Origin of the sequence: Colwellia sp. 20A7 (genome assembly GCF_009832865.1) — a bacterium.
GTDB lineage: Bacteria > Pseudomonadota > Gammaproteobacteria > Enterobacterales > Alteromonadaceae > Colwellia.
Genome location: NZ_CP047130.1, coordinates 3,814,513 through 3,839,739, shown reverse-complemented (window position 1 = coordinate 3,839,739; position 25,227 = coordinate 3,814,513). Strand labels below are relative to the sequence as shown.

General features: G+C 36.7%; 13 protein-coding genes. 8 read left to right on the top strand and 5 right to left on the bottom strand.

Annotation, left to right across the window (positions count from 1 at the left end; genetic code table 11):
• Positions 1-71: 71 nt before the first annotated feature.
• Both GQS55_RS16420 and GQS55_RS16415 read right to left on the bottom strand, forming a co-directional pair.
• Positions 72-1,592, bottom strand: a complete 1,521-nt coding sequence (locus tag GQS55_RS16420) for an MFS transporter (RefSeq protein WP_159821516.1) — start codon at positions 1,590-1,592, stop codon at positions 72-74.
• Between the two features lie 107 nt (positions 1,593-1,699).
• Positions 1,700-3,031: a GH1 family beta-glucosidase gene (locus GQS55_RS16415; protein ID WP_159821515.1), complete on the bottom strand. Its 1,332-nt coding sequence runs from the start codon at positions 3,029-3,031 to the stop codon at positions 1,700-1,702.
• A gap of 318 nt (positions 3,032-3,349) precedes the next feature.
• Between GQS55_RS16415 and GQS55_RS16410 the strand changes: the two genes are divergently transcribed.
• Positions 3,350-4,609, top strand: coding sequence for a sugar MFS transporter (locus tag GQS55_RS16410; RefSeq protein WP_159821514.1), 1,260 nt, complete (start codon positions 3,350-3,352; stop codon positions 4,607-4,609).
• Between the two features lie 248 nt (positions 4,610-4,857).
• Entirely contained in the window at positions 4,858-7,278 is a 2,421-nt protein-coding gene (locus GQS55_RS16405) for a glycoside hydrolase family 3 protein (RefSeq protein WP_236559676.1), read from the top strand.
• Positions 7,279-7,407: 129 nt separating this feature from the next.
• Here the strand turns inward: GQS55_RS16405 and GQS55_RS16400 are convergent, their stop codons facing one another.
• On the bottom strand, positions 7,408-8,886 hold the full coding sequence (locus GQS55_RS16400) for a tryptophan halogenase family protein (protein ID WP_159821513.1): 1,479 nt from the start codon (positions 8,884-8,886) through the stop codon (positions 7,408-7,410).
• Positions 8,887-9,158: 272 nt separating this feature from the next.
• A complete protein-coding gene (locus tag GQS55_RS16395) occupies positions 9,159-12,140 on the bottom strand; it encodes a TonB-dependent receptor (protein WP_159821512.1) in 2,982 nt (993 codons plus the stop codon).
• Between the two features lie 448 nt (positions 12,141-12,588).
• Here GQS55_RS16395 and GQS55_RS16390 point away from each other — a divergent pair, with 448 nt between their 5' ends.
• The 5 genes from GQS55_RS16390 (at position 12,589) to GQS55_RS16370 (ending at position 20,487) form a co-directional block, all read left to right on the top strand.
• On the top strand, positions 12,589-13,971 hold the full coding sequence (locus GQS55_RS16390; protein WP_159821511.1) for an MFS transporter: 1,383 nt from the start codon (positions 12,589-12,591) through the stop codon (positions 13,969-13,971).
• Positions 13,964-16,351 carry a GH36-type glycosyl hydrolase domain-containing protein gene (locus GQS55_RS16385; RefSeq protein WP_159821510.1) on the top strand — a complete coding sequence of 796 codons (2,388 nt, stop codon included), beginning with the start codon at positions 13,964-13,966 and terminating at the stop codon, positions 16,349-16,351. The genes GQS55_RS16390 and GQS55_RS16385 overlap by 8 nt, the downstream gene beginning before the upstream one ends.
• Positions 16,344-16,919: a gluconokinase gene (locus GQS55_RS16380; protein WP_159821509.1), complete on the top strand. Its 576-nt coding sequence runs from the start codon at positions 16,344-16,346 to the stop codon at positions 16,917-16,919. Before GQS55_RS16385 ends, GQS55_RS16380 begins: the two co-directional genes overlap by 8 nt.
• Before the next feature lie 24 nt (positions 16,920-16,943).
• Complete coding sequence (locus GQS55_RS16375; RefSeq protein WP_159821508.1) at positions 16,944-17,750, top strand: sugar-binding protein; 807 nt, start codon at positions 16,944-16,946, stop codon at positions 17,748-17,750.
• Between the two features lie 112 nt (positions 17,751-17,862).
• Positions 17,863-20,487, top strand: a complete 2,625-nt coding sequence (locus GQS55_RS16370; protein ID WP_328698875.1) for a beta-glucosidase H — start codon at positions 17,863-17,865, stop codon at positions 20,485-20,487.
• A gap of 103 nt (positions 20,488-20,590) precedes the next feature.
• Here GQS55_RS16370 and GQS55_RS16365 read toward each other — a convergent pair whose 3' ends face one another.
• Positions 20,591-21,502, bottom strand: coding sequence for a cation diffusion facilitator family transporter (locus GQS55_RS16365; RefSeq protein ID WP_159821507.1), 912 nt, complete (start codon positions 21,500-21,502; stop codon positions 20,591-20,593).
• Positions 21,503-21,902: 400 nt separating this feature from the next.
• Between GQS55_RS16365 and GQS55_RS16360 the strand changes: the two genes are divergently transcribed.
• Positions 21,903-25,226, top strand: a complete 3,324-nt coding sequence (locus tag GQS55_RS16360; protein WP_159821506.1) for an ATP-binding protein — start codon at positions 21,903-21,905, stop codon at positions 25,224-25,226.
• Position 25,227: the final 1 nt, after the last annotated feature.

Below are 25,227 nucleotides of genomic sequence, written 5' to 3'. Positions count from 1 at the left end.
CTAGTGTTATAAATATGCAATTGAGCCATCGAGCTCAATTGCATCTTTATGTAACTTTTAAAGGATTAAATTCAAGCGCGCCTTTGTGCTAGATCTATAGTAATTTGTTGATTTTGTTTACTTGAAAGAGGGTAAAATATCATTAAGGCTGCACCAGCAAAAGCGAAGGCCGCGGGAATCCAGCTCATCAGTAATTGCATACCCGGTAAAGACGCTTCAATTGTTGACTTATCCATACCGTTGTAACCGTAACCAGCAAGTACTACTAAGACCAAAGCACCAGCAAAACCACCTCCTGTTTTCTGAACAAAGGTGCCAGCAGAATAAATAAGACCAGTAGCTCGACGGCCATTTTTCCATTCCGAATAATCGGCTGAATCGCCTAGCATAGTAAAATATAATGTTGGCATTATCGCCGCGAAAAATTCGGCTGTACCACCTAAAATGAAGATAGCAGAAAGGTTACCTTGAGGTACCCAATAAAAAGCGGCAGTGAGAACACCACTAACAAGAAGAGAAATGATAAATAATTTACGTTTTCCTAATTTTTTCGCTAAATAACTTGTTGATAATGCACCTAAAATAGAGGCTAGTAATAATACAACAAAGTATTTTCCTGCTAGCAGTTCGCTACCTACGTGGTACTTAAAGTAATAGGCAATAGTGCCATACTTAATGCCATTAAATAACATGGTTATAAAGCCCATACCAAGTAATATTAGCCAAGGTTTGTTGGTTAATAAGTCAACCATATCCCTTTGAGTGCCACTTAAATCTTCTGGCGTGTTTTTTAGTAATTTTTTAATAACTAACCACATGGATCCCATTACAATAACAAAAAATAAACCACTATAAATATCACGGTAATAGAAAAATAGCGTCATTGCTAATAATGGAAAAATGATAAAAGGGAGGTTTTTACTTAAATCAATTAATTCAGATTTTAAGTTAGTTGACTCATCAAGGTTGGGTACTACTCGCTCTTTAGTTGTCGCAAATGTTGTCACCATTAATATTATTAAAATAATGGCAAAAAGATACATAGTATATTGATAACCTTGAGCATCATTACCAGCACCAAAATAGGCGACTAAATCAGGTAGAAAACCCATTACAAGTAATCCACCTGCAAATGCACCTGCAAAACGGAAACCGGATAAGCTAGTTCGTTCAGTATCACTCGGCGTCATTACTCCCATTAAGGCGGAATAGGGCACGTTATTAACTGTGTAAGCAAGGGTTAAACCTATGTAGGTTATATAAGCATAAACAAGCTTTCCCGTATAACTTAAATCAGGCGTGGTAAAGCTTAGCACCATGAACAACGCTAATAAGGGTGTTGACCATAATATCCAAGGTCTAAATTTACCCCAGCGAGTCGTAGTTCTGTCGGCGATCATCCCCATAATAATGTCGGTTACCCCATCAGACAGGCGTACTACTAAAAATAACATGGCCGCCGCCGCCGCGGTTAGGCCAAAGGTATCAGTATAAAAAACGGCTAAGTATGCCAGAGCACCACGCCAAACTAAGTTAGCAGCGGCATCGCCCATGGCGTAACCTACTTTTTCGTAAAAGGGGAGTTTAGTCATCTGATTACCTATCGTTTTTATTTTTGGATTCAGGGTTGATCATTTTATTATTTAGTTAAGCTAGTTATTACAATGTAATATTGAGGAAACTAGCGAAAACCTTTATTTTATCTATTTGATATTAATGCTTTATATGCCAGTCCACTGTTTTTAATTGTTCTTACTTGGCTATCGTAATCAACATAAACAATACCAAAGCGTTTTAAGTAGCCTTCAGCCCATTCAAAGTTGTCCATTAAGCTCCAAGCAAAATATCCTTTTATATCTACACCATGCTCTATCGCGTCATTAATAGCATTTAAGTGAAGCTGATAATATTCTATCCGATCAGTATCCTTGATTACGCCTTCAACTATTTTGTCATCAATAGCTGCGCCATTTTCAGTAATATAAATAGGTGGTAAGGTATATTTTTCATTTAATAAAACTAATAATTCACTTAAGGCTTTTGGGTATATTTCCCAGCCAATATCTGTCCTAGGCGCTGGAGGATCTATCTGAACAAAATGCTCTTTTTCATCAGTACGGTAAATAGCGCGTGTATAAAAATTAACGCCTAAAAAGTCTGTAGGATGAGAAATAAGAGCCATATCACCGTCTTTAATATCTGGCTGATGCTCAGTAGGTAATTGCGCTAATATGCTTGGATATTCACCATCGTATATCGGTTTAATATACCATTGATTAAAATAATCGTCTGCAAATTCAGCTGCCTTTTTATCCGCTTCCGTGTCAGATTCTGGGTAGCAAGGGGTAAAGTTAAGAACGATGCCATTTTTCGAACGAGGGCTGTTTTTTGCTAACACTGCCATGGCTAAACCATGAGCAAGTAATAAATGATGCGCGGCTTTTCTACCAAACTCTTTACCTACTTTACCTGGCGCATGGACACCAATTTCATATCCCAAAAATGAGCTACAAAAAGGTTCATTAAGGGTTGCATAAGAGTAAACACGATCACCAAAAGCTTGGCTGATTAAATCTGCATAATCTCTAAATTTATAAGCGGTTTCTCTATTTAACCAACCACCTTCATCTTCTAAATGTTGTGGTAGATCCCAGTGATATAGCGTTACAAAAGCTTTGATGTTTTTAGCTTTTAAGGCATCAAGGATCGTTAGATAATAATTAACGCCCTCTGGGTTTAATTCTCCTGACTTTGTAATAACTCTTGGCCAAGAAATAGATAAGCGATAAGCGTCAACGCCCAATGATTCAATTAACGCAATGTCTTGTTGCCATAAATTGAAATGATCACATGCTATTAAGCCGTTAGAGCCATCAATAACTTTATTGGGTGTATTACAAAAAGTATCCCAGATGCAGGGTAATCGATTATCTGCACCACCTTCTATTTGAAATGAAGCTGTCGCCACACCATAGATAAAATCTTTTGTCAGCATCGCTGAATTAAGGGGAAGAGAGAGTTTAGCTGTCATTTTAAATTGTACCTACATAGTAAAGTTTATTCGGGTAACTAGTCTTCACCCTTAACGAAATACGCTGTTAAAACACTTGATAAAATAGTTTAAATCGTTTCTAATTAACAAATGAAAGCGCTTACATTTAAGGTTAGTGGTTTCTGTAACCTAGGTCAACCACTTTATTTATTATTCTGTTTATTTGTTTTTAACAGCTTGATATTGAAAGTATCGTTTTGAAATATTGATATGCGTAAACACCGCTAAGTGCCGTTTGGATCTAATCCTAAGTTATTTAGTGATAATACTTATAAGAAAAATTTACGAGAGGAAATTATGACAATACTATCAAGCTCACCAGGTTTAAAGGCAAATATAAACTCGCAACAGGAGCCAGATTATCGTTTTGCTTTAACATCTCTTACATCGCTCTTTTTTATGTGGGGTTTTATTACATGTTTAAATGATATTTTAATACCTCATCTAAAAGGTGTTTTTTCATTAACCTATAGCCAAGCAATGTTGATACAGTTTTGCTTTTTTGGGGCCTACTTTCTTGTTTCTTTACCCGCAGGAGCAATCGTTAAAAGGCTAGGTTATCAAAAGGGCATTGTTGTTGGGTTAGTGATCGCTGCTATTGGCTGTTTATGCTTTTATCCTGCGGCTGCTATGCACAGTTATCCTATTTTTTTAATGGCCTTATTTATACTCGCTAGTGGTATTACATTATTACAAGTATCGGCTAACCCTTATGTCAGTATGCTAGGTGAAGCTAAAACGGCATCCTCTCGATTGACTATGACTCAAGCTTTTAATGCTTTGGGAACTACAGTAGCACCTTTTTTTGGGGCATTCTTAATATTGAATCAAGCGGCAGAGGCTTTATCTCCACAAGCTTCTGCTGAATCTGTTCAAATGCCTTACGTTTTTTTAGCGGCTATGCTGTTAACATTGGCTGCTATTTTTACCTGGTTAAAACTACCTGACTTATCGTTAGTTGAGGATGAACAGCAAATAAATGTTACCGAGAATGAAGGCAGTGCTTGGCAATATCGCCATTTGGTTTTAGGCGCTATAGGTATTTTTGTTTATGTGGGGGCTGAAGTTTCAATTGGTAGCTTTTTGGTTAGTTTTTTCGCCGATCCAACAATTGCCGGATTAGAAGAGTCTGAAGCTGCAAAGTATATTGCGTACTATTGGGGAGGCGCAATGGTGGGACGTTTTATTGGTGCGGCGGTAATGCAAAGAATTGCAGCAGGTAAAGCGTTAGTTTTCAATGCGATCTGTGCTGTTTTGTTAATTATAGTAGCCGTTGTTGCAACTAGTACGCTTGCCATGGTTGCTATTTTATTAGTAGGACTATGCAATTCAATTATGTTCCCAACTATTTTTAGTTTAGCTATTCAAGGGTTAGGGAAGCATACCAGTCAGGGCTCAGGTATTTTATGTTTAGCTATTGTTGGTGGTGCAATAATCCCGCTATTTCAAGGGATTTTAGCTGATAATATCGGTGTACAGCCTTCATTTCTATTACCTATCATTTGTTATTTATTTATTGCTTATTATGGAATGTCAGGCAGCAAAATCAAGGAATAACTGATCAATAAATTATTCCTATAGACCGTAACTAGAATATTCATAATTTAAATGAGATAAGCACTATGAAAAAATTAATAACACAACAAATAGCTAAAATAACTGTGCTTGGTTTGGTAGTAATATCGATGCTAGTTGGTTGTAATGAAAATAAAGGAACAATTGCACTCAACTATACATAAAGAAAGAGAGCTTTAGAGTCTTCATTACAGTTAGAAACAGTATCGGATATTGATATTTGGCCAGCGTTGGATATAGCTGTAAAGCCTAATATAGTAATTGAAGAAAAAGTCGGTTTACTACTCGCTTCAATGTCACTTGAGCAAAAAGTAGCACAAATGCTCCAACCAGAAATACGTGATATTACCGTTGAAGATATGCGTAAGTATGGCTTTGGCTCTTACTTAAATGGTGGCGGTGGCTTTCCCAATAATGATAAGCATGCAACGCCTAATGACTGGGTTAAGTTAGCAGAAGATATGTATCAAGCATCGGTCGATGATAGTTTGGATGGTAGTAGTATTCCGACAATGTGGGGAACAGATGCTGTTCATGGACATAATAATGTTATGGGGGCTACTTTGTTTCCTCATAATATTGGTTTAGGAGCAGCAAATAACCCTGATCTTATTGAAAAAATAGCTAAAATTACAGCAACTGAAGTAATGGTTACTGGTATTGATTGGGTTTTTGCGCCAACGGTTGCTGTTGTTCGTGATGATCGCTGGGGGAGAACCTATGAGGGATACTCTGAAGATCCCGAGATTGTTAAAGCTTATTCCTCGGCAATCGTAAAAGGGTTACAAGGAGTAGCTAATAAAGACTTTCTTGGGGATAAACGTGTTATTAGCACGGTAAAACACTTTATTGGTGATGGTGGAACTGAAGACGGTGATGACCAAGGAAATAATATTTCATCAGAGCAAATGTTATTTAATATTCATGCTCAAGGTTATGTTGGCGGTTTAAGTGCTGGCGCTCAATCAGTGATGGCTTCTTTTAATAGCTGGCATGGTAAAAAAATCCATGGCAATAAATATTTATTAACCGATGTGCTAAAAGGTAAAATGGGCTTTGATGGTTTTGTCGTTGGTGATTGGAACGGTCATGGGCAAGTTAAAGGCTGCTCAAATGAAAGTTGTCCGCAAGCCGTTAATGCGGGTTTAGATATTTTGATGGTACCAACAAATGCTTGGAAACCACTTTATAACAATATTATTGCACAAGTAAAAAACGGAAAGATAGCTCAAGCCCGTATTGATGACGCTGTTAGTAGAATTTTACGCGTGAAATTTAGAGCCGGTTTATTTAATAAACCAAGCCCTGCTAATAGATTATTATCAGGAAAAACAGAGTTAATTGGTGCTGTTAAACATAGAGAGATTGCCAAGCAAGCAGTAAGAGAGTCGTTAGTTTTACTTAAAAATAAAGGTAATATCTTACCGTTATCTGCAAACCAACATATTCTTGTTACAGGTGATGGCGCTGATAATATTGGCAAGCAATCGGGTGGCTGGACAATTACTTGGCAGGGCACTAATAACGTCAATAAAGATTTTCCTGGTGGCAGTTCTATTTATTCCGGTATCGAACAAAAAGTTATTGAAGCCGGGGGCGAAGTATCCCTCAGTGCTGACGGCAGTTTTGATACAAAGCCTGATGTGGCAATTGTCGTTTTCGGGGAAGAACCTTATGCAGAAGGTGTTGGTGATATTGAAAATCTAGAATTCCAACAAGGTGTGAAACAAGATTTAGCCCTTTTAAATAAGCTTAAAGGGAAAAATATTCCGGTTATTTCACTCTTTATTAGCGGTCGACCAATGTGGATTAATGGCGAGCTCAACGCCTCTGACGCCTTTGTTGCACTATGGTTACCTGGCTCTGAAGGGGGTGCCGTTGCTGATGTTTTATTTACAAAAACTAATGGTGATATTAACTATGATTTTACCGGCCGACTTTCATATTCTTGGCCCGCTGCAGCAGAGCAAACCAGTGTTAATCGCTTTGATAAAGACTATCAACCCTTACTACCTTATGGTTTTGGCCTAAGCTATGGTGATGAAAATAGATTGTCAGATAACTTACCTGTGACTAATACCATATCTTTAAAAAACTTACAAAATATTACTCTTTTTGAAAATGTAATGAAAACTCCTTGGAAAATGACTATAACTGACTCTGATTCATCAAGTGTTATGACGAGTAGTATTATTGAAAATAAAGCTGTTTATTTACGCAGTATCGATAGAAATATTCAAGAAGATGCGAGAAGTGTTATTTTTAATGGCAAAGAAAATGGTCAGGTTGCTTTTGATAGTAATCACGCTATTGATTTAAGCCGTTATAAAAAATCAGACTTGGTACTTGAAGTAACTGTACGTTTGCCTGAAGGTTTTAAACCTTCAATCAATAAACCTGTCTATTTATCAATGGGCTGTGGTGATGATTGCCGAGGCAAAGTTAATATAACGCAAGCCTTATTGGCATTAAAAGTGAAGCAATGGAGTACTTTAAACATAGGTTTACAGTGTTTTGAAAAAAATGGTACTAATCTGACGAAAGTAACACAGCCATTTGCGTTATCTACAGCGTCAAAATTGACGATCGATTTTATGAATGTTGTTATCAAGAAGAAGGGGATTGAGGCGGTGAATATCTCTTGTGATTAAGCGAAAACTTAAGCCATACCTCAGTAATGCCAGTAAGAAAGTAAGCACAAGGAAACTAAGTTTACACAACAAGTTAACTTAGTTTCCTACTACTAACAGAAAGCATTAAGCTTTAAGTCGGCAGCTCTGTCAGGCTTTGCAATATTTATCTAAGAACTCTGCGTGACTGGGTAGCTTCTCAACAGCATTGGTAATTGAGTCTTTCATGTTACTCATAAAGCTTTCTAATTCCTTATCACTCATAACCTCAGCTATTGTATGATATTGTTTTGGTATTATTCCTTGGCCAATTAACACTTGAGTCCATGAATCGACCCTGAATATATCTCCATCATCTAAAAATACACGACCAGTCTCTTTAAATAGCTTTATTTTATGGTGTAAAGAAGGAGGTATTTCCATAGTTTTACAATGTAACCAGAAATCAGTATCTTCGCGTTCGGTTGTTTTATAGTGTAAAACAATAAAGTCACGAACAGCATTCAGCTCTGAATCAAGTTTACTATTGTATTCGTCAATAGTTGATTGGCAGATACCTTCAAAAGGAAATAAGCGTAATAACCGGATCACACCAGACATTATTAAATGAATACTTGTTGATTCCAGCGGTTCGATAAAACCACTTGATAAGCCTAAAGCAACACAGTTTTTGTTCCAACCTTTGCGGCGTCGGCCTGTGTTAAATTTTATCACTCTAGGCTCGGTAATCATCTCTCCTTCAATATTAGCTTTTATGGTACTTATTGCTTCTTCGTCGGAACAATACTTACTACAATACACTAAGCCATTACCTACGCGATTTTGCAACGGTATTTGCCACTGCCAGCCACTTTTATGGGCAATTGAACGTGTATAAGGTAAAGGTGATGAAACAGTTTTAGTTTGTACTGCTACAGCTCTATCACACGGTAACCAGTGTGACCAATCATCAAACCCAGTATGAAGCGCTTGTTCAATTAAAAGCCCACGAAAGCCGGTACAATCGATAAAGAAATCGCCTTCTACCAGTTGTCCTGAGGCTAAAGAGAGTGAACTTATATTCCCCGTTTTACTATCTTTATTGACTTGTTGAATCTTTCCTTCGAGACGAGTAACCCCTAAATTCTCACTAAATTTTCGTAAATACTTTGCATACAGGGTAGCGTCAAGGTGATAAGCATAATTTATTGGAGTATTATTTGATAAAGCGAATTTATGTGCTTTTGCTGCCTGTAGCTCATAACAGTAATCACCAAAGTCGGCCTTTATTCCTTTACGAAGACCATGTAGCCAAAAATGGTGAAACTCACCGGCCCAACACTCTTTGCCTGTGGCGCCAAAAGAGTGGATGTATTTTGAGTCTTGTAGTCCCCAGTTTTCAAACTCTATACCGAGTTTAAAAGTAGCGTTGGTTGCTCGCATTATTTCTTGTTCATTAATGCCAAGTAACCTGTGAAATGTTTTGATGGGTGGAATCGTCGCTTCACCCACACCAACCGTAGCAATTTCGTCAGACTCCACTAGGGTGATGTTTAAATTCTTTCCTATTAGTTTTGAAAATGCGGCTGCAGCCATCCAGCCTGCAGTTCCACCACCAGCAATCACAACATTTTTTATTTTATTTGTCATAGTTCATTACCTCTTTCATCAACTTTTCCTTTAACCCTGGTGAGATAATCAAAATAATTTTTACATTATTTGATCGTTAAATTCTAGGGGCTGTCGCTATAATTCCCTCTGGTAATCCAGTTAGCTAGTCTTTCTTCTATAAGCGTCATTTTAAAGGTTTCTTTAAACAACTTTTTATAGAGTATTAGAATTACTATTATGCGTAAAACAATAAATGCCGTGTAAATACACAGCATTTATAAGAACTAGCTAACGAACTGGATTACATTAAGTTAGAAAGTATAACGAGCACCTACAGCATAACGTGCTTCTTGCTCTGCTAAATTCCAAAGCTGAACAGCCGTACGTCCATGGATACGGGTATCTTCGCCAGTAATGTTGATACCTTCTATAAAGACCGACATATTTTCATTGACTTGATAAGCTACATTAAAGTCAATTTGGGCATACTCTTCAGTATAAGCTGGCTCATTAATGTATCTAGCTTGTGAATTTAAGAAGTCATCACGCCAGTTATAAGCTAAACGTGCTTGAAAATTATCTTTTTCATACATTAACACTAGGTTAGCAGTGTCACTTAAACCAACAAGTGCAAACTGAGTTACTGTTGGATCTGCATTATTATCAAAGCCTACGTCACCAGATACGGTAGTGTAATTCGCCTGAATACCAAACCCTGTTTCGCCAAAGAAATGTTGAACCGCTATTTCAAAACCATTGATCTTAGCTTCTTTATTGTTAACAAACTTGGTCACTGTAAAGTCCATTAAAGGATCATCGTTATTTGGCATAACATCATAATCAACTTCAAATTGTTCAGCTGGCATTGAAAAATAGTCAACATTGTTTTCAGTTGCCGCTACCATGGCAAATAAGTTGCTGTCAGTTAATTCTTCACCTAATTCAGCTAACGCTAACATAGCTGCTTGAGCACGAGGCCCTGCAGTTGCATCACGTAGACCGTAAACATTTTCTACAACAGGCTGACGGCCAGCAAAGTTACTAACACGTTTTTCATAATAACCAATTGAAACATAACTTGTCTCGTCAAAGTACCATTCAGCTGATAAATCAATATTATCTGACTCTAGTGGCACTAAACCGGGATTACCACTAGACGCTGTACCTAGCTGAGCACCTGGTAAAGTGGTTGGGGCAGAAGGACCACTAACATCTGCTGCCGCTGCACTTAATTGGTCATAAGTAGGACGAGCAATCGTTTTACTGAAAGAGAAACGTGTTACCACGTTATCCATAACCTCTATATCAAAATCAAAGCTTGGTAATAGATGGTCGTAATCTGCTTTCGCTGAGAAGTCTTGCATTCCTTCGCCAAAACGTACGTTAAAATCTTGATTACCTTCCCATGCTACCGCATTTGGTAGTGCTACATTGGCTGAAGAAGTGATATCAGTGCTTTCGAAGCGAAGACCTGCAGAAATATTATATGGGCGGCCGCCTAATTCACCTGCAAGATCAAGCTGGAAAAATGCAGCGGTAATATCTTCTTTTATTGTACGGTTAGTTGCTGCAGCACCATTAGCGATAAAGTCAAAACCATATTCTCCAGCAGCCCATTCACCCACTTGTGAAGCGCTACCTGTGAAACCTTGATTAAAGGCACCACTTTTATCAAAATCATTAATTTCGCTGGTAAAATCAATTGGCGTTAAGTAGTTATCAGGCAATTCTCCTGGATTTTCAATACCCCAGTTACCCATGGTATGGCGTGTTAAGCTCTGTATAGAATGACTTTCCATAGAACGAGATTCAATACCAAACTCGATGCTTCCTTCTTCAAATTGATAAGCACCAATCACTCTAAATTCATCAATGTCAGTTTTTTGAGATGAAGAGCGCATATCAAGAATCGAAGTACCTACATCATCTTGATCAAGGATACCATTACAGTTTAAACCTCTTCTAGCATCACAGTCGTCAAAGTTAACATGCATAGTCGGATATTCTTTACTGTAATCAACACTTTGACCTGCAACAATATTTGCTCCTAAGCCTGTATTTACCCAAGAACCATAGGGTGCATCAGGAGCGCTCTCAGCACTTGAGCTGTGACCATCAAAAGTTAACGTGAAATAATCATTTACATCGTATTGAATGTTTAAACCAATCGAATCATTTTCGTTAACTTGGTTAAGTTCTTGTAATGCCAAGCCTAAATCTCGAGGAGCTTGATCTCTACGTTCTTCATTGAAATCAACTGGGGTGGTTGATATTTCACCATCAAAACCTAAGCTTGTTTTATATACATCCATCCAAATAGATTGTTCAGCACGAGATTGAAAGGTATCTTGCTTTGAATAGGTATAATCTAGGGTTGCCGTTAATGCTTGGATAGGTCTAAATTGTAAGGTTAATTGAGCATTAGTACGTTCTCGCTCTTGATCAGAAATAAAGTATCGTAAATCTGATGGCATTGAATAAACTTGTCCAATCTCAGGTTCATTAATAAGTTCAATATCACTTGCTGCTTGTGGAATAGTGCCATCATAAAGGCTTGTTCGCCATTCATTGACAAAAGCACCAGAAGTAGAGCTATCTCTTTTTTGTGAGTTTACCGATAAAGAAGCACCGAATTTTTCCTCGTCATCAGTCCAACTAAATAAACCCGATAACTCAGGAGTAACATCATTACCCACACGATTACTTGTATCTATTAGTGCTTTCGCACCAACACTAACATGCGTACCTGGATTATCTAATGGTTTGCTTGTTACTATATTAATAACGGCACCAATACCACCAGTCGCGGTGTTAGCTCTACCTGTTTTATAAACTGAAACCGATTTAACCGCATCAGAAGCTAGATTTGAGAATTCAAAAGCACGGGAATTTGATACTCCGCCGCCGCCAGGTAAGCTTGATGCTGGCATCGTACGACCATTTAGCGTAACCATATTATAATCTGGACCGAAACCACGAACTGTTACTTTACTACCTTCACCATTATCTCGGTCGATAGAAACACCGGTAATACGTTGAAGTGATTCAGCTAAGTTAGTATCTGGAAACTTACCAATATCTTCTGCTGAAATAGCGTCAACTACACCAGAAGCATCACGTTTAAGTCGTGTTGACTCTTTTATACTTGAACGCATACCTGTCACAGTAATTACTTCTACACTTTCTTCCGCTTGATTTACTTCTTCTGCTGATATAGCAGGTAGTGCAGTAGCACCTAATATTAACGATAAGCTTGTTGCTACTTTTGTTTTAATAAATCTTTTCTGAATCATGACTTTCTCCCACAAGTTTACATATTTTATAATTATTTATTTTAGTAAACGTTTCCATTTGTTATATCAGTATCGTGTGTAATTGGATAGATTACAAACAAATGAAAGCGCTTACATTGAAGTTAGAGTATTAAGTTAATAAGGTCAATAATTATTTTTATAATTCGATAATTATTTAACTATACCGCTTAACATTAAATAACTTTTTAGAAAGTTAACTTAGTTGTTGTATATTAAAAGCTCTTTATAATCATGTTATTATTTTTTTTATTAGTTTGTTTTTGTAAATACTTGTTGTTTTCATAAGTAATATGAATTATTTTGTAAGCGCTTACATCTTGTTGCGGTTTGGTTAGGATATGAACAAATAGTCATTTTATTTGTATCTAGATGCTTTTCAATTTTAAGTAAAGACGAAGTAGTTGATAATTCAATAAGGTATTTAAATGTGAATAGTAAACTTCCTTTAAAAGAAAAAGTCGCATACGCCTGTGGTGACGTAGCATCCAATTTTTATTGGCGTGTTTTTGATGTGTTTCTATTTATTTTCTACACTGATGTTTTTGGAATTTCAGCAGCAGCTGTCGGTACCTTAATGTTAGTAACTAGGCTAATCGATGCCTTTTCTGATCCATTAATGGGTGCCTTAGCTGATCGAACTAAGACCCGTTTTGGTAAATTCCGTCCCTATTTATTATGGGGTATTCTGCCTATTGTAGCGGCTGGCGTATTAACATTTACGGTACCTGATACGAGTGATGGTAATAAATTGATATGGGCTTATGGCACTTACATTTTTATGATGCTGGCCTATACATTTATTAATGTTCCATACGGTGCTTTACTTGGGGTGATAACGAGTAATACACAACAGCGTACTACGTTAACCAGTTTTCGATTTATTGGCGCTTTTTCTGGCGGCAGTTTAGTTGCCTACCTTACTCCTGAATTAGTTGAATATTTAGGGCGAGGAAATGAAGCATTAGGCTGGCAACTTACCATGGGCTTATATGGCTGTATTGCCGCTGTTCTATTTACCATTACTTTTTATGGAACAAAAGAACGCATTGCACCACCACCAGAGCAGAAAACACCAATATGGCAAGACATTAAAGATTTAGGACAAAACAAGCCATGGTTAGTGTTATTTGTGCTAGCGCTTATTATTATGATTACCATTTCATTAAGGGCGAGTTCAGGGACTTTTTACTTTAAATATTATGTTCAACGTCCTGATTTAATTGGTAGCTTCGCTATGGTTTATATGATCGCTTTAGCGATAGGCGCAGCCTCAACACCGTTGTTAACGCGATTTTTTGATAAACGTAAATTACTCATTATTCTAATAAGTATCGTAGCTGTTTTATCTACAGCGTTTTATTTTGTACCTAATAACAATATTAAGCTGATGTTTGTGCTGCAAATCATGATTGGTTTGGCGCTAGGGCCTAAATCACCGTTAGTTTTTTCTATGTATGCTGATACCGCTGATTTCTCTCAATGGAAAACAGGGAGAAGAGCGACGGCAATGATCTTTTCAGCAGCAACTTTTGCACAAAAACTAGGAGGAGCGCTTGCGGGTGCGACAATAGGTTGGTTATTAGCTTCACTTGGCTATATTGCTAACCAAGCGCAAACAGGAGCATCAGAGCAAGGTATTGTACTATTGCTTACTATTATTCCCGCCGTATTTGCGGCATTGGCTGTGCCGTTAATTATGCTTTATCCATTAGATGATAAAACGTTAGAGCATGTACAAAAAGAATTAGCGCAAAGAAGTGCTAATTCAGCAGATGGTTTAAAAGGTGATAAGGTTATGCTCAATGAGTAATGTAAATAATAATCATAAAATTGAAGACGCAATCGTTAAACTCGATTCTCCTATTAGCATGCCTAAGGCGAGTGGCTTTTTATGGAATAAACGAATGGTGTTACAAGTAAATTGTCGAGGCTATGTTAATGCTCAGTTTATGCAGCCTGAGCCAAGAAAATACTCTTACGCACCCAACATAGAAGAAAAAACTTTTATTCAGCCTGAGCACAGTTATTTTAGCCACCATCCTGGACGTTTTTTTTATATTAAAGATGAAGATCAACAGCAAAGCTTTTCAGTACCTTATGAACCCATGAGAGTACAGCTAGATAAGTTTAGTTTTGTACAAAGTGCGAGTGAAATTTATTGGTTGATAGAACATCTTGAGTTAAAAATAAAAATCACAGTAAGTTTAACGGAAAACGATGTTGTTGAGCGTTGGTCATTATCAATTGAGAATTTTAGAAAAGGTGTAGGTAAACGAAATATCAGTGTATACCCTTATTTCTCTATTGGTTATATGTCTTGGATGAATCAATCAGCTACCTTTGACGAACAACTTAATAGCATTGTTGCTACCGCCGTAACTCCTTATCAAAAAGTTGAACAGTATTTTAAAAATAAAGACTTAAAAGATAAAACCTTTTTAATTGCGGATAAAAAACCCACTTCTTGGCATACGAACCAAGCTACATTTGAAGGGGAGGGGGGCTTACATTCTCCTGATGCACTAAAGTTTTTACAATTAAGTAATAACGATGCTCGATATGAAACACCAGTAGCTGTTTATCAATACCGAGAATCTTTAGGTGAAAATCAATCTGCTAATTATCAGTTTTTATTTGGAGCAGCTAAAGACAATACTGAAATTGCACAAATAAGAGAGCGCTACTTAAATAGCTCAAACGCTCGAAAGGCTCAACAAGAATATGATGATTATATTGCTCAAGGAAAAGCTTGTTTAACAATCAACACTGATAATGCTGATTTTGATGACTTTGTTAATCATTGGCTACCCAGACAAATGTTTTATCATGGTGATGTTAATCGACTAAGTACTGACCCACAGACACGTAATTATATTCAAGATAATATGGGAATGTGCTACATCAATCCAGTTGTTGCTCGTCAAGCATTCGTTTTGGCTTTATCTCAACAATACAGTAATGGTGCTATGCCAGATGGTATATTGTTACATGCGCAAGCTGAGCTTAAATATATTAATCAAATTCCTCATGCCGATCATTGTGTGTGGCTACCAATATGCTTAGCGGTATATCTTAATGAAACAGGTGATGTCGATTTATTAACAACTCCAATAGCTTTTTCTGATTCAGATACACCTAAACTTTTCAGTGAACATATTGACTTAGCACTTAACTGGTTAGTCAAGGCTACAGATCACCGTGGCTTGAGTTTAATCGAACAAGGTGATTGGTGTGACCCTATGAACATGGTGGGTTATAAAGGTAAAGGTGTCTCAAGTTGGCTTTCATTAGCAACCGCTTATGCACTAAATACTTGGTGCGATTTATGTGAAGAATATGGTATTCAAATTACGTTGAACAAGCTTACCGAGTATCGGCTTGCCGCGAATACTATTAATGAGTCAGTTAACACTTATTTTTGGCATGAACAGTGGTTTGCTCGAGGTATTACTGACAATGATCGCCTCTTTGGTACGGTTAATGACGAAGAGGGCAAGATATATTTAAACCCACAAAGCTGGGCAATGCTCAGTGGTGCTGCCTCGGTAGAGCAGCAACAACTGATGATTGCTGCTATTTCTGAACAGTTAATGACACCTTATGGTGTAATGATGCTAGCACCTAGCTATACCAAAATGGTCGAGGATATTGGGAGAATTACCCAAAAGCACCCTGGCGTTTCAGAAAATGGCTCTGTTTATAATCATGCCGCAATTTTTTATGCTTATAGCCTATATCAAGCTGGCGAAAACGATCTTGCTTTTGAGGTGCTAAATAAAATTTTACCATCAAAAGCATTAGCGGCTAAAAGTGGTCAATTGGCGATCTTTGTCCCTAATTACTATCGTGGTGCTTATCAGCAATACCCAGAAAAAGCAGGGCGCTCAAGTCAATTATTTAATACCGGTACACTGGCTTGGTTATACCGGTGCTTAGTAGAAGAGCTGTGTGGATTAAAAGGTGGCAATGGCGGGTTATATATTGCTCCTAAATTGCCAAGTCACTTGAATAAAATATCAGGACAACGCATGTTTCGTGGTGCAATTATTCATTTTATTATTGAAAAATCAACGCAAGTTACTGAGATTGAAGCGTATATAGAGGGTGAACGAGTCGTAGATAATAAGTTAAAAATACTCGGTAATAATGCAACTTATCAATTGAGCGTATTGGTACCTGCTCATGATTAATATCTTAAGTAGAAATAAAAAGCCGAAATTTTCTAGCATACCTCACTTGTTTATTATAATGGGGGTTAGTGGCTCAGGTAAAACAGAGATTAGTCAAAAGCTCGTTAACGATTTAAATACTCAGGGCGGTTATGAATTTCTTGATGCAGACGACTTTCATTCCTCGGAAGCAATAGCGCTCATGGCTGCTAACTTACCGCTTAATGATACGATGAGAAAACCTTGGGTAGAAGCCATTATAAGTAAACTTGGCAGGCTATCTAAGCAGAATAAAAATGTGGTGTTAGCGTTTTCTGGCCTTAAATATCAACACCGAAAACGCTTCAGAACACTTGAGTTTAAATGTCATTTTTATTATTTAAGTGCAGACCTTAATACGATAAAAAATCGTATGTTAAATCGTGAGAATCATTTTTTTAAAGTAGAGTTATTAACAAGCCAATTTGCCGCAATGGAAGAAAAAAGAAAGGATGAAAAAGATATTGTTAAGCTTGATGTTAGTGGCACCTTTAAAGAAGTATATCAAAAGGTTTATCAACTAGTTAAAAAAGATTTAAGCAAGAGCTAAACAATAATTAGGCAAGGGGATATCATGAAAAAAACATTGGTTTATTTAGCTAATTTTAATTTATTAAATATTTTGTTAATTACTCTTATTTTATTTAGTGCTATTGCTTCAGTAAGCGCAAGTAGCAATCAACTAAACGCCCATAAAGTACAAGACGTGATGGTGATTGATGGTATTGCTAGTGAAAAAAGTTGGGACTTATCATCATGGCAGCCTTTAGATAAGCTCATCATGGGGGTCCAACCAACAGAGGAAGATTTTAGTGGTCAATTTAAAGTGATGTGGAATGAAGACCACCTATTCTTACTGGTTGAAATTACCGATGATATTTTATTTGATCAACATGCTGATCCTCTTTATCGATATTGGGACGATGACTGTTTAGAAATTTTCATTGATGAAGATGCTTCAGGTGGTGACCACCAATTTACTTTTAATGCTTTTGCATATCATATTGCCTTAGATAATCAGGTGGTAGATATCGGCCCAAAAAACAAAGATGGATCAACTAACTTTGTTTTGTTAAACGATCATATCGATAGTGTTTGGCGAAGAAGTATGAGTAAACCAAATAAAATCATTTGGGAAGTAGCGCTCAGTGTTTTTGATGATAGTTTTGCATTACTTCCTGACAATAAAAAAGATCGGCAGCAACCCGTAAAACTGACTCTAGGGAAAAAAATGGGTTTTATGTTGGCATATTGCGATAACGATGGTTCAAAAGAGCGGGAGAGCTTTATCGGTTCAACAAACATTGAAGCAGTCAACGGTAGTAAAAACTTAGGTTATATAACTGCAGATGTTTTTCAGCAACTATTGCTAATTCAATAATTGTTGAATATGCAATATGACTGTCATTTATTCCTACAATTTAAACCTCATTATTTAGTCACTCTATTCTGATAGATAAAGACTGAAAAGTTACTCACTGGAAGCTATATTTATGCGTAGTATGTTAAAAAAAATCATTCAAATTTCTGCTTTATTCGGACTTAGTATCAGTCTTAGCGCATGTGAAACAAATAAAAATCAAAAGGTAACTCAGACAGTAAATCACAAAGTAATTCAGAAAAAAAATACTCATGCGAGTAAACGTCTTGCGACGGTTGAACAAGACGTTGAAGCAATGTTAGCGAAAATGACACTAGCTGAAAAAGTATCTTTGGCTCATGCGAGTGGAAAGTTTCATGTTAATGCTATTAAGCGTGTCGGTATCCCAGAAATGTGGTTATCTGATGGCCCTCATGGCGTTCGCCATCAAATAGCACGCCATACTTGGGATTCAGCGGGTTGGACAGATGACCATTCAACTTATTTACCGCACCTTACGTCTGTTGCTGCCAGTTGGGATGTAGAAATGGCACGACTACATGGCGAAGTTTTAGGTGCAGAAGCGCGTGATAGAGAAAAAGATTTTATTCTAGGGCCAGGAGTTAACTTAGCTCGTTTACCTTTATATGGTCGTAATTTTGAATATATGGGCGAAGATCCTATCTTAGCGGCAAAGTTAGTTGTGCCTCAAATAAAAGCGATTCAAGCCAATGATGTTGCTGCCACAGTTAAGCATTATGCGTTAAATACCCAAGAGCTGAATCGTACGGGGGTTAATGCTAAACCAGATGAACGTACTTTAAGAGAAGTTTATTTACCTGCATTTGAAGCCGCAGTGAAAGAAGGTGGTGTACTAGGTATGATGGGAGCGTACAACGAATATTATGGTACCAATGCAAACCAAAGTAAGCACTTAGTTATGGATATTCTAAAAGGTGAATGGGGTTATCAAGGGGTATTATTAACCGATTGGCATGTCGATATTAATACCTATGACGCGGCAGTAAATGGCTTAGATTTAGAGATGGGCACTAAAGTCGATCATTATCAGGACTACTTTCTTGCTAAGCCATTCTTAGCAATGATCGAATCAGGAAAAATTCCAGAATCTATTGCTGAGGAAAAAGCGAGACGTATTTTACGCGTGCAACATGCTATTGGTATGTATGATCAAAATCGTTTACCGGGCTCAAGAAATACTAAAGCGCACCAAGCGGCTGCACGCAAAATAGCGACTGAAGGTGTGGTTTTATTAAAAAATGAAACGATTGAGTCAATGCCTGTATTACCACTAGATAAGAATAAAATAAAAAACATTTTGGTATTAGGCCCTAATGCCAATAAAAAACACGGTACGGGTGGTGGCTCTTCTGAAGTTAAATCTTTATATGAGATAACACCGTTAGCAGGATTAAAAGCAGCCTTTGGTGAAAACGTAAACATTACTGTGATGCGAGCGCGTAGTAGTGAGTTAACTGCAATCGCCAGTGATTATGTCGAAAGTCGTCATTGGACTGGTACCCCGGCATGGAATGTATCTTATTATGATGATTTGGCAAGGTTGAGCTTAATTGAAGAATCTTGGATTGTTGACTCAACCTTCAAGGCTAAAACGCCTGATAAGATTCAGCACATTACAATGTCAGCTAAAATTAAGCCATTAAAAACAGGTTCTCATCAGCTGAATGTGGAAACTCAGGGAGACTTTACCTTAAAAATTAATGGTGACGCTGTTATTGCGCATAAGGTCAACGGCAGAAAAACTACTGACATCACAAGTATGACTACCCTGACAAAGGCTATTGATTTAGTCGAAAATGAAACCTATTCATTTGAAATTGAATATGATGGCAGTGATAAATTTACGTTAGGTTGGAATGCTCCAGGAGAGTTGTTTAGCAGTGAAGCTGAGTATATAGCGGCAGCTAAAAAAGCCGATGCCGTGATTTATTTTGGTGGTTTGAGTCATGGTGACGATAGAGAATCAATTGATCGTCCTGATATGAAACTACCTAATTCACAAGATGAAATTATTAGTAAGCTTATTGCCGCTAATGAAAAAACTGTCGTTTTTCTTGTCGCAGGCTCTGCAGTTGAAATGCCTTGGGTTGATGAAGCGAATGCGATTGTTTGGGGTTGGTATGGCGGTATGGAAGCAGGGCATGCTTTTGCAGATATTCTAACCGGTGAGGTGAATCCAAGTGGTAAAATGCCGATTACTTTACCTGCTCGTCTTGAAGATACCGCGCCAATTGCGCTCAATGATTATAACGCGATAGAAAGTTTATATACTGAAGGTGTCTTCATTGGTTATCGCTGGTTTGAGCAACAAAAAATAAAACCGACTTTTGCTTTTGGTCATGGACTTTCATACACCCAGTTCAGCTTAACTGACATTAAATTATCAGCATCAAGTATCACTGGGGATGAAAGTATTACAGTAACAGCACAACTTAAAAATACCGGTAAAGTGGCGGGTGCGGAAGTAGTACAACTGTATTTACATGATAAAGAAGCCAGTGTTGCTAGGCCAGAAAAAGAGTTGAAAGGTTTTGCTAAGGTGTACTTAAGTCCCAATGAAAGTAAAGAAATTAGCATTACACTTAACAAACGTGATTTGTCTTTCTGGGATATTAAAACTAATGATTGGCTAGCTGAAACAGGTGATTTTGAAGTACAGTTAGGAACGTCATTAGAAAAAATTCATCTAAGGAAAAGCTTTTCTTACAACCAATAACGTTTGTTATTTAACAAACGTTATTGCAAGACATAGGTCAGGAACAATTGATTGCTGGCCTATGGTTAATGTTTCCTACCGTATGACTTATTCACAATAGCTCTTACTCGCGTTGGTAGCAATTATTTATTATTTCTTGATTATCAATACAGTTTTCTATCGTAGAATGTTTAATACCATACTTATTTAGTAAGATTTTTTTAATTTCAACTATCCCATTATCAACGTGGTTTATTTCTAAAGTGACATGTGCTTCTAAGAACTTTTTATTGTCATCGAGCTGCCAGACATGTATATGGTTAATTTTTTTTACACTAGGAATACCTTCAACTTCAGCACAGAGCTCATCAATCTCAATATCTTCTGGTACCGCCTGCATTAAAATTTTAATCGTTTGTTTAGTTAGTAGCAAACCGTGGTATATAACGTAGATAGAAATACCAATTGTTGCTATTAAATCGACAAAGTACCATTGATATAAAATGATAAGTGTACCGGCTAAAATAACTACAATTGAAGCGAAAGCATCAGACATATTATGAATAAAGGCGGCTCTTAAATTTAAGTTGTTTTTTGCCCCTGCTTTATAGGTTAGCCATGCTGTTGCAGCATCTATTATTAACGCAATAGTGGCGATCCAAACAATGATCCAGCCGTCGATAGGCTCTGGATTAAAGTATTTAGCTATAGATTCAAAAATAAGATAAATACCCACCAACAATAGCGTGGTACTGTTGATTAATGCCCCTAATATTTCTGCACGCTCAAATCCGTAAGTCATATTACTATTCGCTGGTTTGCGAGCTATTTTTCTAGCAACAATAGCGATAATAATTGCACCTGCATCGCTTAAGTTATGAAGGGCATCTGCAATAAGCGATAAGCTTCCAGAAACAATGCCACCAATTACTTGCACCACAGATAATAAAATATTGATAAATACTGCAAAACTTAGTTTACCGTCATGGGAATGTGAATGGCTATGTGAGTGACCGTGTGAATGGTTATGCCCCATAATAATTATCCTTATATTGTAAGTTGTTTTTCACGTGTTTGAGCTAACCTATTTATTCGTTGTCATTTCCTGACAATGCAAGCATGAGGATAAATAATATCTTATGACTTTACGTTATTAAGTGTTTAATTGGCTGATACGAAGCCTGATTTTTGTAATATAAATGAAAGTACGCTTATATTATTTGTATATCAAGTGTTTATTGATTCTCTTTAATTAGCTTTATAATAGCGTATGTTTTATTTTTATAAGCTGAGGTAATGACCTTAGTTTAAGTAAATGAGATAAAAAGAATGTCATGTCTGACTATTTTTATTTGTAAAAATAATATTATGCTTATGTACGCCAAATAGGTACATTAGCTTAAGTGAAGAGTAATATTTTTGTTAAGGGATCAGCTTTGTTAGAGAAAACCGCAGAGAATACTGTATTTAGACGATATAACACTGCTGTTGTTGTTGCGTTTATTGTTATCGTTTTTATTGCGTTAGCTGCGGCTTCATTAAGATATTACAGTGAGTTATCCGAACATAAACACCAAAGTTTAACTCGATTAACTGCCCAAGTAGAACAACTAAATGGCATGTTAGGACAAAGTGAGCAAGCGGTCTTAGGGATTCAGGACTATGCTCAATACATTCTTAAACATCCAGACGAATTATATTTTAAAACCCCACCATTAAGACAAGATGGTGCATTGTTTTTTCTTGATATAGCTGTACGTAGTGCAATCAATGAAGATAAACGTATTAGTGGTAATATCACAGGTTTTGGTGATATAGATAAATTTTCACTATTAAAAAATCAAGAAATAGCAATGGCTAATGCGTTAACGCCTGCTTTTGTTACCGCACAAAAAGTTCTCGAAGAGGCTAATTGGTTTTATTACATTTCAGTAGATCAGTTCGTTAATATTTACCCTTGGATTGGCCGAGATAGCTGGCGATTTAGTGACAGGATGCTCACCAATGCCCATGCTAAAAAAATACAAGCATTAGGTTTAGATAATAATAAAGTTATTTGGTCTTTGCCTTATATTGATGCTGCGGGTACAGGGATGAATTTTTCTTTAGGAATGGGCGTTTACCGACATACAGATATGGTAGGTGCAGTCGTTATTGATATTAGTTTAGCGCGCTTACAGCAAAGCTTATCGGCGCTAACATCTGATGATCAAGCTTTAGTACTACTTAATCAGCAGAACGATATTTTAATTTTTAAACAACAAGGTAAAAAGCCGTTAAATTATCGAGCCTCATGGCAAAAACTATTACCTAACGATTTACATCACTTACAAAAAGAGCGTTTAGCACAAATACCAGATTCAATAAAAATTGGTGATTGGTTTGTTGAAACACAATCTTTACCTATTAACGGATGGACGCTATTAAAGTATCAACCCTATTCAAGCTTTATTTCTCCTTTAAGAAACCATTTTATTTTCATGTTCACTATCTTATTGATCGGGTTATTTGCTTTTTTGATGCTAGTTAATGCCATGACAAGACGAAGCTTCATTAAACCAACACATGATTTTATTAGTCATATTGAATTCTGCTCCCAAGGCGATCCAGGAAAAGTAAAAGCAAATGCAGACTGGTTACATTGGTTTGTTTTAGTTGAAGATATATTTACTCAAAATCGTAGCTTATTATTGCAATTAAAAGATCAAAATGAAGTGCTTGATAGTCGAGTATTAGAGAAGACTAAAGCATTAATAGAAACAAGCACTCAACATCAACGTGATTATGTTTTATTACGCTCAGTAATGAATGCTATCCCTGAGTTGATCATTTTCAATGATCCTAACGGTAAGTTAATGGGCTGTAACCAATCATTTGAACAATTAACTGGCCAGTTAGAAAGCTCAATGCTCGGGGTAAAAGCGAGTCAATTTATGCCAAAATTATTGGCATATCAAATTGAACATTTGAATGTAAAGTTTGGTGATCAATATCCTCAACAAACATTAGTCGAGGCCGGAGATGAAATTTATCAGGGGTTTTGCAACCAGTTTACCAATGGTGAAGGAGAAATACTGGGTACTATAACTATTTTACAAAATGTCACTGAGCAACAAGCAACGCAATCAGCTTTAGAGAGCGCTAAAAACCAAGCTGAATATGCGAACAAAGTAAAAATTCAATTCTTAGCTAATATGAGCCATGAAATTAGAACCCCCATTAATGCTATACAAGGAATGATAAACTTATTAACGGGTACTCAACTTGATGCACGGCAAGAACATTATTTAACCAATGCACAAACCGCAGCCTTTTCATTGTTACACCTTATTGATGAATTGCTTGATTTATCTAAAATTGAAGCAGGTAAAATGGTTATTGTTAAAGAAGTAACTGATTTACCTTCAGTCATTGATACTGCGCTTAAATTGAATGCCGCGACCATTCATGCGAAAAAACTCAACATGCGAGTAGACTTGGACGCTAATGTTCCTCGTTTTCTAATGAGTGATGCCATGCGTTTAGTTCAGGTATTGTCAAACCTCTTAAATAATGCGACCAAATTCACCGAACAAGGCAATATTGACTTATTTATTGATTCTATTGGCTTAAGCGCAACGAATGTTTTACTTCGGTTTAGAGTGAAAGATACAGGCATAGGGATTTCTAAGGAGAATCAAGCGCATTTATTTGAGGTTTTTTCTCAAGCTGATATCTCTATGACAAGAAAATACGGTGGTTCAGGTTTAGGTTTATCTATTTGTCAGCAAATAGTTAAGTTACTTGGAGGAGAAATAACAGTAAAAAGTGATTTAGGGGCTGGGTGCGAATTTAGTTTTATTTTGCCTTTTTCTATTCCTAATGAAGAAACCATGATGAATTCTGATTTCTCTAGTACCGTAAGTAATGAAATATCAAGGCTTCATATTTGTAGCATTAATCATGAACTTTCAAAAAGTTGTGTTCAAACCATTAAAGCGCAGTCTTGGTATTATCATCAATTTACTAACTTAATTGAATTAAACACAGTGTTGCAGGATAAAAAATCATTAACAGATAAAGTCATTTTATTAATTGATGAGCAAACATTTATAGAACATGACGTTAATGACAAAGCTGTTAATCTTATTGACTTAATAGGCTTGTGCCAACCCGGTATGAGTGAATTAAAACCGAATACATGTCAGCAACTCGATAGTTTAAAAGTGCCTTACACTTTACTTGATACCCCTTTATATCGTTATTCATTAGATAAAATAGTTAGTGTGTTGTCATCAACTAAATCCAAAGAAACAAGTAAGCCAGTATCAACTGATAATGTCACCTCTTCAACTAAAGCATCATTAATAGTCAAAGAAGGTGAGGGAGACTTATCAAATATAAAAGTGCTCTTAGTTGAAGACAACCTTATTAATCAACTAGTTGCTAAAGAATTACTCAAAAGTATGAATGCAACAGTCTTCATCGCTGATAATGGCCAAAAAGCTTTAGATTCACTTGAAGCGGAGTCATTTGATGTCGTATTAATGGATATTCAAATGCCGGTGATGGATGGCTTAACAGCAACAGTAGAAATTAGAAAATTAGAGAAATATAAAAATCTACCTATTATAGCCATGACAGCTCACGCACGAGAAGAGGACAAAAAAAGCAGTTTAGATGCTGGTATGAATCAACATATTGCTAAACCTGTTACCGCGACATTATTATTGACGAGTATATTGGAAGCGATAAAATTGAATGAGAGTAAGCTCAGTTAAA

What these genes read in the sequence shown, in the direction of transcription:
- GQS55_RS16420 (WP_159821516.1), bottom strand. Translation starts at nt 1,592, where the DNA reads ATGACTAAACTCCCCTTTTACGAAAAAGTAGGTTACGCCATGGGCGAT.
- GQS55_RS16415 (WP_159821515.1), bottom strand. Translation starts at nt 3,031, where the DNA reads ATGACAGCTAAACTCTCTCTTCCCCTTAATTCAGCGATGCTGACAAAA.
- GQS55_RS16410 (WP_159821514.1), top strand. Translation starts at nt 3,350, where the DNA reads ATGACAATACTATCAAGCTCACCAGGTTTAAAGGCAAATATAAACTCG.
- GQS55_RS16400 (WP_159821513.1), bottom strand. Translation starts at nt 8,886, where the DNA reads ATGACAAATAAAATAAAAAATGTTGTGATTGCTGGTGGTGGAACTGCA.
- GQS55_RS16395 (WP_159821512.1), bottom strand. Translation starts at nt 12,140, where the DNA reads ATGATTCAGAAAAGATTTATTAAAACAAAAGTAGCAACAAGCTTATCG.
- GQS55_RS16385 (WP_159821510.1), top strand. Translation starts at nt 13,964, where the DNA reads ATGAGTAATGTAAATAATAATCATAAAATTGAAGACGCAATCGTTAAA.
- GQS55_RS16380 (WP_159821509.1), top strand. Translation starts at nt 16,344, where the DNA reads ATGATTAATATCTTAAGTAGAAATAAAAAGCCGAAATTTTCTAGCATA.
- GQS55_RS16375 (WP_159821508.1), top strand. Translation starts at nt 16,944, where the DNA reads ATGAAAAAAACATTGGTTTATTTAGCTAATTTTAATTTATTAAATATT.
- GQS55_RS16370 (WP_328698875.1), top strand. Translation starts at nt 17,863, where the DNA reads ATGCGTAGTATGTTAAAAAAAATCATTCAAATTTCTGCTTTATTCGGA.
- GQS55_RS16365 (WP_159821507.1), bottom strand. Translation starts at nt 21,502, where the DNA reads ATGGGGCATAACCATTCACACGGTCACTCACATAGCCATTCACATTCC.